Origin of the sequence: Streptomyces coelicoflavus, assembly GCF_003112555.1 — a bacterium.
GTDB classification, from domain to species: domain Bacteria; phylum Actinomycetota; class Actinomycetes; order Streptomycetales; family Streptomycetaceae; genus Streptomyces; species Streptomyces coelicoflavus.
Genome location: NZ_BEWB01000021.1, coordinates 36,874 through 49,476, shown reverse-complemented (window position 1 = coordinate 49,476; position 12,603 = coordinate 36,874). Strand labels below are relative to the sequence as shown.

At 73.0% G+C, this 12,603-nt stretch carries 10 protein-coding genes; 2 read left to right on the top strand and 8 right to left on the bottom strand.

Features of this window, described 5'->3' with window-relative positions:
- Positions 1 to 121 precede the first annotated feature (121 nt).
- A complete protein-coding gene (locus Sco07f_RS37275; protein ID WP_007444745.1) occupies positions 122 to 1,066 on the bottom strand; it encodes a 2-hydroxyacid dehydrogenase in 945 nt (314 codons plus the stop codon).
- Between the two features lie 74 nt (positions 1,067 to 1,140).
- On the opposite strand from Sco07f_RS37275, the gene Sco07f_RS37270 reads away from it, so the two are divergent.
- Together Sco07f_RS37270 and Sco07f_RS37265 are read left to right on the top strand one after the other, a co-directional pair.
- A complete protein-coding gene (locus tag Sco07f_RS37270) occupies positions 1,141 to 2,139 on the top strand; it encodes an aldo/keto reductase (protein ID WP_007444743.1) in 999 nt (332 codons plus the stop codon).
- Positions 2,140 to 2,215: 76 nt separating this feature from the next.
- The gene (locus tag Sco07f_RS37265) at positions 2,216 to 3,430 is read left to right on the top strand and encodes a PQQ-dependent sugar dehydrogenase (RefSeq protein WP_108990522.1); all 1,215 of its coding nucleotides are present in this window, start codon (positions 2,216 to 2,218) and stop codon (positions 3,428 to 3,430) included.
- A gap of 8 nt (positions 3,431 to 3,438) precedes the next feature.
- Here Sco07f_RS37265 and Sco07f_RS37260 read toward each other — a convergent pair whose 3' ends face one another.
- The 7 genes from Sco07f_RS37260 to gatB form a co-directional block, all read right to left on the bottom strand.
- The gene (locus Sco07f_RS37260) at positions 3,439 to 3,663 is read right to left on the bottom strand and encodes a DUF6191 domain-containing protein (RefSeq protein WP_108990521.1); all 225 of its coding nucleotides are present in this window, start codon (positions 3,661 to 3,663) and stop codon (positions 3,439 to 3,441) included.
- A gap of 38 nt (positions 3,664 to 3,701) precedes the next feature.
- Positions 3,702 to 6,857 (bottom strand): helix-turn-helix transcriptional regulator, encoded by a 3,156-nt coding sequence (locus Sco07f_RS37255; protein ID WP_167468332.1) that lies wholly within the window; start codon positions 6,855 to 6,857, stop codon positions 3,702 to 3,704.
- A gap of 104 nt (positions 6,858 to 6,961) precedes the next feature.
- Complete coding sequence (locus Sco07f_RS37250; protein ID WP_054102023.1) at positions 6,962 to 7,147, bottom strand: hypothetical protein; 186 nt, start codon at positions 7,145 to 7,147, stop codon at positions 6,962 to 6,964.
- Positions 7,148 to 7,352: 205 nt separating this feature from the next.
- A complete protein-coding gene (locus Sco07f_RS37245) occupies positions 7,353 to 7,982 on the bottom strand; it encodes a hypothetical protein (protein WP_108990519.1) in 630 nt (209 codons plus the stop codon).
- Positions 7,983 to 8,017: 35 nt separating this feature from the next.
- Positions 8,018 to 8,602 (bottom strand): GNAT family N-acetyltransferase, encoded by a 585-nt coding sequence (locus tag Sco07f_RS37240; protein WP_054102025.1) that lies wholly within the window; start codon positions 8,600 to 8,602, stop codon positions 8,018 to 8,020.
- The gene (locus tag Sco07f_RS37235) at positions 8,580 to 10,826 is read right to left on the bottom strand and encodes an MMPL family transporter (RefSeq protein ID WP_087789461.1); all 2,247 of its coding nucleotides are present in this window, start codon (positions 10,824 to 10,826) and stop codon (positions 8,580 to 8,582) included. Before Sco07f_RS37235 ends, Sco07f_RS37240 begins: the two co-directional genes overlap by 23 nt.
- A 253-nt stretch (positions 10,827 to 11,079) precedes the next feature.
- Positions 11,080 to 12,594, bottom strand: a complete 1,515-nt coding sequence (gene gatB / locus Sco07f_RS37230) for an Asp-tRNA(Asn)/Glu-tRNA(Gln) amidotransferase subunit GatB (RefSeq protein WP_007444752.1) — start codon at positions 12,592 to 12,594, stop codon at positions 11,080 to 11,082.
- Positions 12,595 to 12,603 lie beyond the last annotated feature (9 nt).

The following is a 12,603-nucleotide window of genomic DNA, read 5'->3' as shown; positions in this document are numbered from 1 at the left end:
CCTGTCGGACGATACACCAGTATCGTCACTCAGGGACATAGGTTCTCTACGCTCCGTGACGACCAGCGGATATGCGCGCACCCACCGCATCCGGGGGACTGCGGAGGGTGCCCGAAAAGACTTACGCGCCCGTCGTCAGGATCACGTTGCGCAGCGGCTCCCGGTTCACGAAACGGTTCAACTGGTCCACCAGCAGCCGCTTGGCGCGCGGCAGGAAGGCTGAGGTCGGACCCCCTGCGTGCGGGCTGACGACTATGCCGGGAGCATGCCACAGCGGATGGCCCTGCGGCAGCGGTTCGGGGTCGGTCACGTCGAGGGCCGCGGTGAGGCGTCCGCTCTCCAGTTCGGCGAGCAACGCCTTCGTGTCCACGACGGGTCCGCGCGCCACGTTGACGAGCAGGGCACCGTCCTTCATGCGCGCCAGGAACTCGGCGTCGACCAGGCCCCGGGTGGCTTCGGTGAGCGGTGTGGACAGGACGACGACATCGGCCTGCGGGAGCAGGTCGGGGAGTGCGGTGAGCGGGTGCACGGGGCCGCGCTCCGAGGCACGGGCGGAGCGCGCGACGCGCACGACCGGCGCGACCTCGAACGGCACGAGCCGGTCCTCGATCGCGGCGCCGATCGACCCGTACCCGACGATGAGCACCGTCCGGTCCGCGAGCGCGGGCCGGAACCCTCCGCCGAGCCACTCGCCGCGGTCCTGCGCCCGCACGAAGTCCGGGATCCCGCGCAGCGAGGCCAGGATCAGGGCCAGGGTCAGCTCCGCGGTGCTGGCCTCGTGCACGCCGCGCGCGTTGCACAGCCGTACGCCCGCGGGCAGGTGCTTCAGACCGGCCTCGACGTGGTCGATGCCCGCGGAGAGGGTCTGGACGACCTGGACGGAGCGCATCTCGGGCAGCGGACGCACCCCGATGCCGCTGGGTTTCATGTAGGGGACGACGTAGTACGCGCAGTCGGCCGGGTCGGCGGGATAGGTGTCCTCGCCGTCCCAGTGGCGGTAGGCGGGGCCCTCGGGAAGGCCCTCGATCTCGTCCGGGGGGATGGGCAGCCACACGTCAGCAGTCATGGTCAGGAGGCTATGTCAGGGGACGAAGAGGCAGAGGTTAGGTTGGGTGGCCTGACGAGGGAGGGTCACGACCGGTGGAGCGCAGGACGATCGGCGCGACGGCACTCGCGGTGGGGGCCGTCGGACTCGGGTGCATGCCGATGAACTGGGCGTACAGCGCCTCCCGGCAACGGGGCGACGAGTCGCTCAGGACCGTGCACCGGGCCCTCGACCTCGGCGTCTCCCTGCTGGACACGGCCGACATGTACGGCCCGTTCACCAACGAGCTGCTGCTGGGGCGGGTGTTGAGGGAGCGGCGGTCCGATGCCTTCGTGTCGACCAAGGTCGGTCTGCTGGTGGGTGAGCAGCACATCGTGGCCAACGGCCGCCCCGGCTATGTGAAACGTGCCTGCGACGCGTCCCTGCGCCGGCTCCAGACGGACGTCATCGACCTCTACCAACTGCACCGCGCCGACCCCGAGATACCCGTCGAGGAGACCTGGGGCGCGATGGCGGAGCTGGTGCGGGCCGGGAAGGTGCGGGCGCTCGGCCTCTGCGCCGTCGGCGCGCGCTCGGCCCGGCGGCCGGGGGCGCGGCTGCACGACGCGACCGTCCGCCAGCTGGAGCGGGTCCAGCAGGTCTTCCCGGTGAGCGCGGTCGAGGCCGAGCTGTCGGTGTGGTCGCCCGAGGCGCTGCGGACGCTGCTGCCTTGGTGCGTCTCGCGCGGCGTCGGATTCCTGGCCGCGATGCCGCTGGGCAACGGCTATCTGACCGGCACGCTGACGCCGGGCCAGGGCTTCGAACCGCAGGACCTGCGGGCCCGGCACCCCCGCTTCACCGCCGAGATGATGGCCGCCAACCAGCCGATCGTGGCCACGCTGCGCCGGATCGCGGCCCGGCACGGCGACGAGGTCACCGCGGCGCAGGTGGCGCTGGCCTGGGTGCTGGCGCAGGGACGGCACGTGGTGCCGGTGCCGGGGACCAAGCAGGAGCGCTGGGTGACGCAGAACGCGGGTGCGGTGCGGCTGCGGCTGACCGAGCGGGATCTGGCGGAGCTGCGGGTGCTGCCGCCGGCGCGGGGTTCGTGGGAGTGACGCGTGCGGCGGCCCGGGCCGGCCCGCGCCGGATTCGGGATTCGCCGATCGGGAACCTGGGGAGCTCCTGCGGTGTATGACAGGGAGAACCCGCCGCGTCGAAGGGACCAAGATCGTGCGACGTCGAGCCGTGCCGGCCTTGCTGGCCGCCGCTCTCCTGCTGACGGCCGGCTGCTCCTCCGACGGCGGGGACCCGTCCGGAGCGGACGGCAGCTCCTCCTCCCCGACCGGTACGGCGACGCGGTCCTCGCCCGCCGGATCGCCCAGCGGATCGCCCACCGAGGAGGCAGCGCCCGCGAAGGGCTCGGTGAAGGTGCTCCGCACGGTCGCCACGGGACTGGACAGCCCGTGGGGTCTGGCCCCGCTGCCGGGCGGTGACCTGCTGGTCTCCTCCCGCGACGAGGCCACGATCACCCGCGTCGACGCGAAGACGGGCGAGAAGACGGAGCTGGGCGAGGTACCCGGGGTCTCCCCGTCCGGCGAGGGCGGCCTCCTCGGCATCGCGCTCTCCCCCGACTACGCCTCGGACCACATGGTCTACGCGTACTTCACCTCCGCCTCGGACAACCGCATCGTGCGCATGCTGTACGACGACGAGAAGCCGTCGGGCGAGCAGCTGGGCGCGCCGGACACGGTCTTCCGGGGCATCCCCAAGGGCGTGATCCACAACGGCGGGCGGATCGCCTTCGGCCCCGACAAGATGCTCTACGCGGGCACCGGCGAGAGCGGCGACACCGGCCTGTCGCAGGACAAGAAGTCCCTCGGCGGCAAGATCCTCCGGATGACCCCGGACGGTGAACCGGCGCCCGGCAACCCCTTCCCCGACTCCCCCGTGTACTCGTACGGCCACCGGAACGTGCAGGGCCTGGCCTGGGACGACAGGCAGCGGCTGTTCGCCTCGGAGTTCGGCCAGGACACCTGGGACGAGCTGAACGCGATCAAGCCGGGTGACAACTACGGCTGGCCGGAGGCGGAGGGCGAGGGCGGCGGCTCCGGCTTCCACGACCCGGTCGCGCAGTGGAGCACCGACGAGGCCTCGCCCAGCGGCATCGCCTACGTCGAGGGCTCGGTGTGGATGGCGGGGCTGCGCGGTGAGCGGCTGTGGCGGATCCCGCTGAAGGGCACGGAGGCCGCGGCCGAACCGCAGGCGTTCCTGGAGGGCGAGTACGGCCGGCTGCGCACGGTGGCGCCGGCGGGCGGCGACAAGCTGTGGCTGGTCACCAGCAACACGGACGGCCGCGGCGACGCGAAGGGCGACGACGACCGGATCCTGGAGCTGGAGGTGAGGTAGGCGACCGGCTACTCGCCCTCCGGGGACGGGGCCGACGGTTCCTCCGCCGACGGGTCCTCCGCGTCCTCGCCGGGGCGCGGCCGGTGGACGACGACCTTGCCCGAGGTGAGGTCTATGGGACCGTGACCGGGGTCGCCGTCGCCCACGTCCTCGCGGGTCAGTTGGAGGCGGTTCTGCTCGTCCTGGGTGTGTTTGCGGCCGGGGGAGAACAGCTCCTCGAATGCGTTGAACATCGTGCCTCCGTCGCTCGGCGTCCCTTACAGCGTAAGCCTCACTCCGTCGAACCGGACGTGAGCCGTTCGGCGGGGAACAGCGCCAGCCGGTGGGCCACCGCGGCCGCCTCGCCGCGGCCGGAGACGCCCAGCTTGGCCAGGATGTTCGACACGTGGACGCTGGCCGTCTTGGGCGAGATGAAGAGTTCCTCGGCTATCTGGCGGTTGGTGCGGCCGTCGGAGACCAGCCGCAGCACGTCGCGCTCCCGGCCGGTGAGGCCCAGGGCGCCGGCCGGATCCGTGGGCCCGGACGCGCCGGCCGGTTCGGTGGCGTGGCCCAGCGTGAGCCGGGCGCGGCGGCCGAGCAGGGCGACCTCGTCGGACAGCGGGCGGGCGCCGAGGTGGTCGGCGACGGTGCGGGCCAGCCGCAGCAGCTCCGTGGCCCGCGCCCGTTCGTCCTCGCCGCCGGTCGCCAGGAGGGCGGCGGCCAGCCGGTGCCGGACGCGGGCGAGGTCGTAGGGACGCTCCAGGCGTTCGAAGGCGGTGACTGCCTCCGACCAGAGCCGCGGGGTGTCGCGCTCCCGCGCGCGGTGGAGTTCGGCGCGGACCCAGCACGCGTGGGCGTCCCAGACCGGCGCGCCCGTCGTGAGGTGCTTCGCGGCCCCGGCGAGGCGGCCGAGGACGGCGGCGCGGCCCTCCTCGGCGGCCGGCAGGGCGCGTGCGTCGGCCTCCGCCGCGGCGGCGGACAGCAGCAGGGGCCAGCCGTAGCGCTGGGTGCCGGGCGGGAAGCCGGCGTCCAGGGCGCGGAGGAGTTCGGCGCGGGCGTCCGGGAGGCGGCCCTCGGCCGCGGCGATGCCGACGGTGAGCGCGGCCAGCGGCAGCCGGTGCTGAGGCATGGGGTCGTGGGTGCCGTAGGCGGCGCGGGCCCCGGCGAGCAGCCGGGCGGCCTCGGACCGCTCGCCGCGGGCGAGGGCGACGGCGGCGCGTTTGAGTGCGGCGCCACCGCGGGGTGCGGGGCTGCGGCCCGGTGCTCCGGCCCGGTCCGCCGCTTCGAGGGCCTCGTCCCAGCGGCCCAGGGAGATGAGCGACTCGGCGAGGTTGCCCCAGACCCAGGCCTCGGACTCCAGCAGGCCCATCCGCCGGGTGAGGTCGACGCCCTCGCGCAGGATGCCGAGCGCGTCCCGGGAACGGCCGACGCTCTCCAGGGACGAGGGCAGGTTGACGTGGCTGCGGGCGACCACGGTGGACCGGTCTTGGGCCACCACCAGATCCCTGACCTGGAACATCTCGGCGAGTCCCGCGTCGATCTGCCCCGCGTCCACCATCAGGCCGCCGAGGGTGAGCCGGGCGTTGAGCTCGATCTCGTCGGCGCCCACCATGCGCGCGTACTCGACGGCCCGTTCGGCGGCCGTCATCGCGTCGGGGCCGGGCGAGTGGAGCATCGACCAGTTGGCCGCCATGGCCAGCACCTCGGCGTGCACCTGGGAGGGCGGCAGGCCTCGGACCAGTTCCTGGGCGATGCCCAGTTCGCGCCAGCCGTCGCCGCGGCCCTGCGCCTGGACGAGGAGCGAGCGCTGGGTCCAGAACCAGGCGGCGCGCTGCGGGTCCCGGCCGCTCGCGCCCGATCCGGTGCCGGTGTCCTGTTCGTCCTCCAGCAGGCGCAGCGCCCGCTTGGTGATCTTCATGGCGCGCTCGCGCTCCCCGCACAGCCGCCCGGCGACGGCCGCCTCGGCCATCAGGTCCAGGTAGCGCAGGGGGGTGGTGGCGGGGTCGCAGCCGCAGGGAGGGTAGACCTCGGCGCAGTCCACGGGGCGCAGGGTGGCGCGTACCTCGTCGGGGGCGGCGTCCCACAGCTCCATCGCGCGCTCGAGGAGGCGCAGTTGCTCGGAGTAGGCGTGCCGGCGGCGGGCCTCGACGGAGGCGTCCAGGACGGCGGGCAGGGCCTGGGCGGGCGCCTGAGCGTGGTACCAGTAGCTGGCCAGGCGCATCACGCGCTCGGCGGACGGCACCAGTGTGGGATCGGCGTCCAGGGCTTCGGCGTAGCGCCGGTTGAGGCGGGAGCGTTCGCCGGGGAGCAGGTCGTCGCCGACGGCCTCGCGGACCAGGGAGTGCCGGAAGCGGTAGCCGTCGCCGTCGGGCGCGGGGAGCAGGATGTGGGCGTTGACCGCGGAGCGCAGCGCCTCGATGAGGTCGTCCTCGGCGAGCCGGGCGACGGCGGCGAGCAGCCGGTACTCGACGGTGGAGCCGCCCTCGGCGACGATCCGGGCGACCCGCTGGGCGCTCTCCGGCAGGGCTTCGACGCGGACCAGGAGCAGGTCGCGCAGGGAGTCGGTGAGTCCGGTGCGGCTGCCCTCGTGGGCGGCGACGGCGAGTTCCTCGACGAAGAACGCGTTGCCGTCGGAGCGTTCGAAGATGGCGTCGACCTGGAGCGGGTCGGGTTCGTGGGCGAGGATCCCGGCGATCTGGCGGCCCACCTCGTCGCGGGTGAAGCGGCCGAGTTCGAGGCGGCGGACGGTGCGCAGCCGGTCCAGCTCGGCGAGCAGGGGGCGCAGCGGGTGGCGGCGGTGGATGTCGTCGGAGCGGTAGGTGGCGAGGACGACGAGGCGGCCGGTGCGCAGGGTGCGGAAGAGGTAGGCGATCAGGTGGCGGGTGGAGGCGTCGGCCCAGTGCAGGTCCTCCAGGACGAGGACGACGGTGTGCCGGGCGGCGACGCGCTCCAGCAGGCGGGCGGTGAGCTCGAAGAGCCGCGCCATGCCCTCCTCGTCGTGCCGGCCGCCGCCGGTGACCGGGGCGCCCTCGGCCAGCTCGGGCAGCAGCCGGGCCAGCTCCTCCTCCTGCCCGGCGGCCGCGGCGGCCAGCTCCTCGGGCAGGTGGCGGCGCAGGGCGCGCAGCGCGGTGGAGAAGGGGGCGAAGGGCAGCCCGTCGGCGCCGATCTCGACGCAGCCGCCCAGTGCGACGACGGCGCCCCGCCGGTCCGCCGCGGCGGCGAACTCCTCGACGAGGCGGGTCTTGCCGACGCCCGCCTCGCCGCCGAGCAGCAGCGCCTGCGGCTCTCCCCCGGAGGCGGACGCCCCGGTGGCGGACGCCCCGGTGGCGGACGCCCCGGCGGCGTCGCTGCCCGTGGCACGGGCGAGCGCGTCGTTCAACGTGTCCAGTTCGCCGGTGCGGCCGACGAACACGGGACTGACGGACCTGGTCTCCACGGACCCGAGCATCGCACGCGGGTCCGACAGTGGGGCACCGGTTTCCGGCGGGTGGACGGCGACGGGAACGACGGCGGGGAGGGAGGCCGTGCGGCCTCCCTCCCCGGCTCCCCCGTTCACGCGGCCCGGGCGAACCGGGGCCGGCGCTGCCGCGGCGTATGGCTCTCCGCCTCGGCGGCGCCGTGCCGGGCCTCCCGGCGGGCGGCGCGGCGGGCCCGGACCGCCTCGCGGGCCAGCCGGGCCTCGTCGGCGCGGCGGATCAGTTCGGCGGAGCGGTACTGCTGGATCTCGAACTCGTACATGGTGTGTCCCCTCGGTGAGAGCCGGTTCCGGCTTCGCTCGTTCGCGATGCCTCAACCTTCGTCTCCCAGGGGGGTGGGCCACATCGGGCAAGTTCCGCATCTTCGGCGCCGCCCGGGGCCTTAGACGCGCGTGAGGGGTCTTAGGGCGCGCGCCACTGGCGTGCGGTTGCCCTAAGACCCCTCAGAGAGGCGCGGAAATGCCTGGTCAGCCGGTGGAGGGCAGCCCCAGCAGGACGTCCGTGTACTTCAGTACGGCCAGGAGCAGGCCGATGACGCCGAGGGCGACGCCCGCCCAGGCGACCGACTTGATCCACGGGGCCTGCGGACGGCCGGGGGCACCGAACGCGGGGCGGGCCAGCACGACCACGCCGACGATCAGCGCGACCAGGGCGAAGACGCCGCCCCACATCGCGGTGGCCTGCCAGGCGTTGCCGTAGCCCTTCTCGATCAGTGTGCCGACGTTCGACGACGAGGAGGTCTGCAACTGGCCCATCAGCGACTCGCGCGCGGAGGCCACGGTGCCGACCCAGCTGCCGGTCAGGGAGACGATGCCGAGACCGGCGGAGACGACGGCGCCCGCGCCCTGGCCGACGCCGGTGGAGCCGGCCTCGGCCCCGTCGGCGCCGTCGGCCTTGCCCGTGACGTCGACGTCCTCCGGCGTGCCGGTGCCGTCGAGGGTGTCGGGGGTGCCGGTGCCGGCCTCGTCGGCGGACCCGGCCGCCTCAGTGGCTTCGGCGGCCTCGGTGGACCCGGCCGTCCCGGCCGCCTCGGCCGCCTCGTCCGTCTTGTGCTCGTCGGTCTTCACGCCGGTCTCGTCCACTGTCTTCGTTCCCATGCCTCGCACCGTACGGACGCTGTCTGAGAGGTCCCTTAATGATCCTTTTGAGCGGCACGCGCGCGTGCCTCACGTGCCGCACGCCACTCGGGTGCGAGCACCGCCCACACCTCCATGTCCTGGCGCGTGCCCCGGTAGGGGAAGCTTTCGCGCAGCACGCCCTCACGCATCATGCCGAGTCGCCGCGCGGCGTTGACACTCGGGGTGTTCGCCGACGAGGCGTGCCACTCCACGCGGTGCATGCCGCGCTCGTCGAAGGCCCAGTCGATGAGCACGCGTGCGCCGCGCGTGACCAGGCCGCGGCCCGTCCCGGCGGGCTCCAGCCAGCACCCGATCTCGCAGACGCCGGTGGCGGCGTCGAAGACCCGGTAGAGCAGGCCGCCGACGAGCGTGCCGTCCAGCCACAGCCCGTGCAGGAAGCCGCTGTCTGCGGCGTGCCGGTCGGCGTAGGCCTGGAGCACCTCGCGCGCGGAGTCGACGTCGGTGGCCTTGGCGCCGAAGGGGATGTGCTCGGTGATGAACTCCCGGCCCCGCTCGAGGTGGGCGAGGAACTCCTCGGCGTGCCAGGTCTCCAGGGGGCGCAGTTCGGCTCCGTCGTCACCCAGTGGTATCGCGTACATCCTGCTGCCGTTCCTCCTCCGCGAGGACGTCCGCCACGTCGGCGTCCGTCACCGCGGCCAGCCTCTCATGGGCGGCCCGGCACTCGGGCGGCTCGATGCTGATGCGCGGCAGGAGGGCGTCCAGGCGGCGCGGCAGCCACCAGTTGGCACGGCCGAGCAGGTGCATCAGGGCGGGCACCAGGAGGGTGCGCAGGACGAAGGCGTCCAGCGCGACGGCGGCGGCCAGCGCGATGCCGAACATGGCGATCACCCGGTCGCCGCTGAGGACGAAGGCGAGGAAGACCGAGATCATGATGACGGCGGCGGAGTTGATCACGCGGCCGGTCTCGGCGAGTCCGACCCGGACGGCCCGGCGGTTGTCGCCGGTCTCCAGCCACTCCTCGTACATCCGGCTGACCAGGAAGACCTGGTAGTCCATGGAGAGCCCGAAGAGCACCGAGACCATGATCACGGGCAGGAAGGGTTCGATCGGACCCGCGCTGCCGAGGCCGAGCAGTTCGCTCCCCCAGCCCCACTGGAAGATCGCGACGACCACACCGAACGCGGCGGCCACGGCGGCGACGTTCATGGCGGCGGCCTTGAGCGGGATGCCGACGGACCGGAAGGCCAGCAGGAGCAACAGGCAGCCCAGGCCGATGACGACGCCGACGAACAGGGGCAGCTTGCCGACGATGACGTCGGCGAAGTCGTCGTAGCCGGCCGTCACCCCGCCCACGTGCACGTCGAGCGCGGTGCCGGCCTCGGCGCGCGGCAGCACCTCGGAGCGCAGCCGCTCGACCAGGTCGCTGGTGTCCTCGGACTGCGGCGCCGATTCGGGTACGACGGTGAGGTACGCGGCGTCGCCGCCGGAGTTGTACATCACCGGGGTCACCGAGGAGACGCCCTCGGTGGTGCGCAGGGTGGCGTCGAGGTTGTCCAGGGCGAGCCGGTCCTCGGCGCCGCGGACCTCGGTGACCAGGGTGAGCGGGCCGTTGACGCCGGGGCCGAAGCCGTCGGCGAGGAGGTCGTAGGCCTGGCGGGTGGTGGTGCCCTTGGGGTCGTTGCCCTGGTCGGAGGTGCCGAGGCGGAGGCTCAGGGTGGGCAGGGCGATGACGGTGATGACGACGAGGGCGAGCGCCCCGAGCAGTTTCGGGTGGCGCTCGACGAAGGCCGACCACCGGGCGGCGAACCCGGTCGGCACCTCGGGCTCCGGACCGTGCTCGGCGAGCCGGCGCCGCTCGCGCCGGCTGAGCGCGCGCGGTCCGATGTACGACAGCAGGGCGGGCAGCAGCGTCACGGAGGCCGCGACGGTGAGGATCACGGTCAGCGAGGCGGCGACGGCGACGCCGTTGAGGAAGCTCAGCCGGAGGATCAGCATGCCGAGCAGGGCGATGCAAACGGTGGCACCCGCGAACACCACGGCTCGTCCGGTGGTCGCCACGGCCTCGGCGGCGGCGTCCGTCACGGATAGGCCGCGTTTCAGTCCGCGCCGGTGTCTGGTGACGATGAACAGGGCGTAGTCGATGCCGACGCCGAGTCCGACGAGGGTGCCCAGCATGGGCGCGAAGTCGGCGACGGTCATGGCGTGGCCGAGCAGGGTGATGCCGGCGTAGGCGGTGCCGACGGAGACCAGCGCGGTGGCGATGGGCAGCAGGGCCGCGGCGACGGAGCCGAAGGCGACGAAGAGGACGGCCGCGGCCACGGCCACGCCGACGGCCTCGGCGAGGTGGCTGCCGCCGGACTCGGTGAGCGCTATGGCGCCGCCGCCCAGTTCGATGTCGAGTCCGTCGGTTGCGGCGGCCTCGGCGGTGTCGACGACGGCCCGTGCCTGGCCCGGGTCGATGTCCTGGGAGGCGGCCTCGAAGGTGACGGTGGCGTACGCGGTGTCGGCGTTCTCGCTGATCATGGGCGAGTCGGCGTCGTGGTACGGGTTGGTGACCGCGGCCACCCCGGGCAGGTCCGCGATGCGGTCCAGCGTGCGGGTCATGGTCTGTTCGACGTCGGTGGCGCGGACGGTGCCGGACGTGGTGTGCCAGACGATCGTGTCGCTGTCGCCGCCGAGGTCGGGAAAGCGGGTCTCCAGCAGCCGGAAGGCGCGGTCGGAGCCGGTGTCGGGGATGCCGTAGTCGTTGGAGTACGCGGAGCCGGCGACCGTGGCGGCCGTGGCGACGCCGCCGAGGGCGAACAGCCAGAGCAGAACGGTGACGAGGCGACGTTGAACACACCAGCGTGCGAGGGCTGCCACGAACGTGCTCCCAGGGGTGTCTGATTGTCGATCTTTGACCGGGAACACCCGGAAAGCCGGGAACACCGGGAACGGGCGTCCATGGAGTGAACCGCCCGCAAAGAACGCATGAGCAATGCGGAATCACTCTTGCAGCCAGAAGTGATCCTTTGCGGACTTAGTGGCCTTATTCACAACAACGGCCCTGGGGGGACGCGCCGCGTGCGGCGCGTCCCCCCAGGGCTCGTGGTGTACCGGGTCACAGCCCTCGGGCTCAGCCCTCGGTGACGCCCAGCTTCTCCAGGATCAGCTCCTTGACGCGGGCCGCGTCCGCCTGACCCCGGGTCGCCTTCATGACCGCGCCGACCAGGGCGCCGGCCGCGGCCACCTTGCCGCCGCGGATCTTGTCCGCGATGCCCGGGTTGCCGGCGATGGCCTCCTCGACGGCGGTGGTCAGCGCGCCCTCGTCGGAGACGACCTTCAGGCCGCGCTTGTCGACGACCTCGTCCGGCGTGCCCTCACCGGCGAGGACGCCGAGGATCACCTGGCGGGCCAGCTTGTCGTTCAGCTCGCCCTTGGTCACCAGCTCGGCGACGCGGGCGACCTGGACCGGCGTGATGGCCAGCTCGTCGAGCGCCTTGCCCGACTCGTTGGCGCTGCGGGCCAGCTCGCCCATCCACCACTTGCGGGCGGAGGCCGCGTCGGCACCGGCGTCGATCGTGGCGACGATCGGGTCCAGCGCTCCGGCGTTGAGGATGGACTGCATGTCGTTGCCGGAGACGCCCCACTCCTCGCGGAGCCGGTTGCGGCGCACCAGCGGCAGCTCGGGCAGCCCCGACCGCAGCTCCTCGACCCATGCACGGGACGGGGCGACGGGCACCAGGTCGGGCTCCGGGAAGTACCGGTAGTCCTCGGCCTCCTCCTTCACGCGGCCCGAGGTGGTGGACCCCGTGTCCTCGTGGAAGTGGCGGGTCTCCTGGATGATCGTGCCGCCGTCGTTCAGCACGGCGGCGTGCCGCTGGATCTCGAAGCGGGCGGCACGCTCGACGGAGCGCAGCGAGTTGACGTTCTTGGTCTCGCTGCGGGTGCCGAACTTCTCCCGGCCGTGCGGGCGCAGCGACAGGTTCACGTCGCAGCGCATCTGGCCCATCTCCATGCGGGCCTCGGAGACACCGAGGGCACGGATGAGCTCGCGCAGCTCACGCACGTAGGCGCGGGCCACCTCGGGGGCGCGCTCGCCCGCTCCCTCGATCGGCTTGGTGACGATCTCGATGAGCGGGATGCCGGCGCGGTTGTAGTCGAGGAGGGAGTGCGAGGCGCCGTGGATGCGGCCGGTCGCGCCACCGACGTGCAGCGACTTGCCGGTGTCCTCCTCCATGTGGGCGCGCTCGATCTGGACGCGGAAGGTCTCCCCGTCCTCCAGCTGCACGTCGAGGTAGCCGTCGAAGGCGATCGGCTCGTCGTACTGGGAGGTCTGGAAGTTCTTCGGCATGTCCGGATAGAAGTAGTTCTTCCGGGCGAAGCGGCACCACTCGGCGATCTCGCAGTTCAGCGCGAGACCGATCTTGATCGCCGACTCGACGCCGGTCGCGTTGACGGCCGGGAGCGCGCCGGGCATGCCGAGGCAGACGGGGCAGGTCTGGGTGTTGGGGTCGGCACCGAGCGCGGTCGAACAGCCGCAGAACATCTTGGTGTGGGTGCCGAGTTCGACATGGACCTCGAGGCCCATGACGGGGTCGTACGACGCGAGTGCGTCCTCGTACGACACCAGGTCGGTCGTGGTGGTCACGGTGAAACT

Bases quoted from the DNA above. Each gene is read 5' to 3' on its own strand.
- Sco07f_RS37275 (WP_007444745.1), bottom strand. From the start codon at position 1,066: ATGACTGCTGACGTGTGGCTGCCCATCCCCCCGGACGAGATCGAGGGC.
- Sco07f_RS37265 (WP_108990522.1), top strand. From the start codon at position 2,216: ATGACAGGGAGAACCCGCCGCGTCGAAGGGACCAAGATCGTGCGACGT.
- Sco07f_RS37260 (WP_108990521.1), bottom strand. From the start codon at position 3,663: ATGTTCAACGCATTCGAGGAGCTGTTCTCCCCCGGCCGCAAACACACC.
- Sco07f_RS37255 (WP_167468332.1), bottom strand. From the start codon at position 6,857: ATGCTCGGGTCCGTGGAGACCAGGTCCGTCAGTCCCGTGTTCGTCGGC.
- Sco07f_RS37250 (WP_054102023.1), bottom strand. From the start codon at position 7,147: ATGTACGAGTTCGAGATCCAGCAGTACCGCTCCGCCGAACTGATCCGC.
- Sco07f_RS37245 (WP_108990519.1), bottom strand. From the start codon at position 7,982: ATGGGAACGAAGACAGTGGACGAGACCGGCGTGAAGACCGACGAGCAC.
- Sco07f_RS37240 (WP_054102025.1), bottom strand. From the start codon at position 8,602: ATGTACGCGATACCACTGGGTGACGACGGAGCCGAACTGCGCCCCCTG.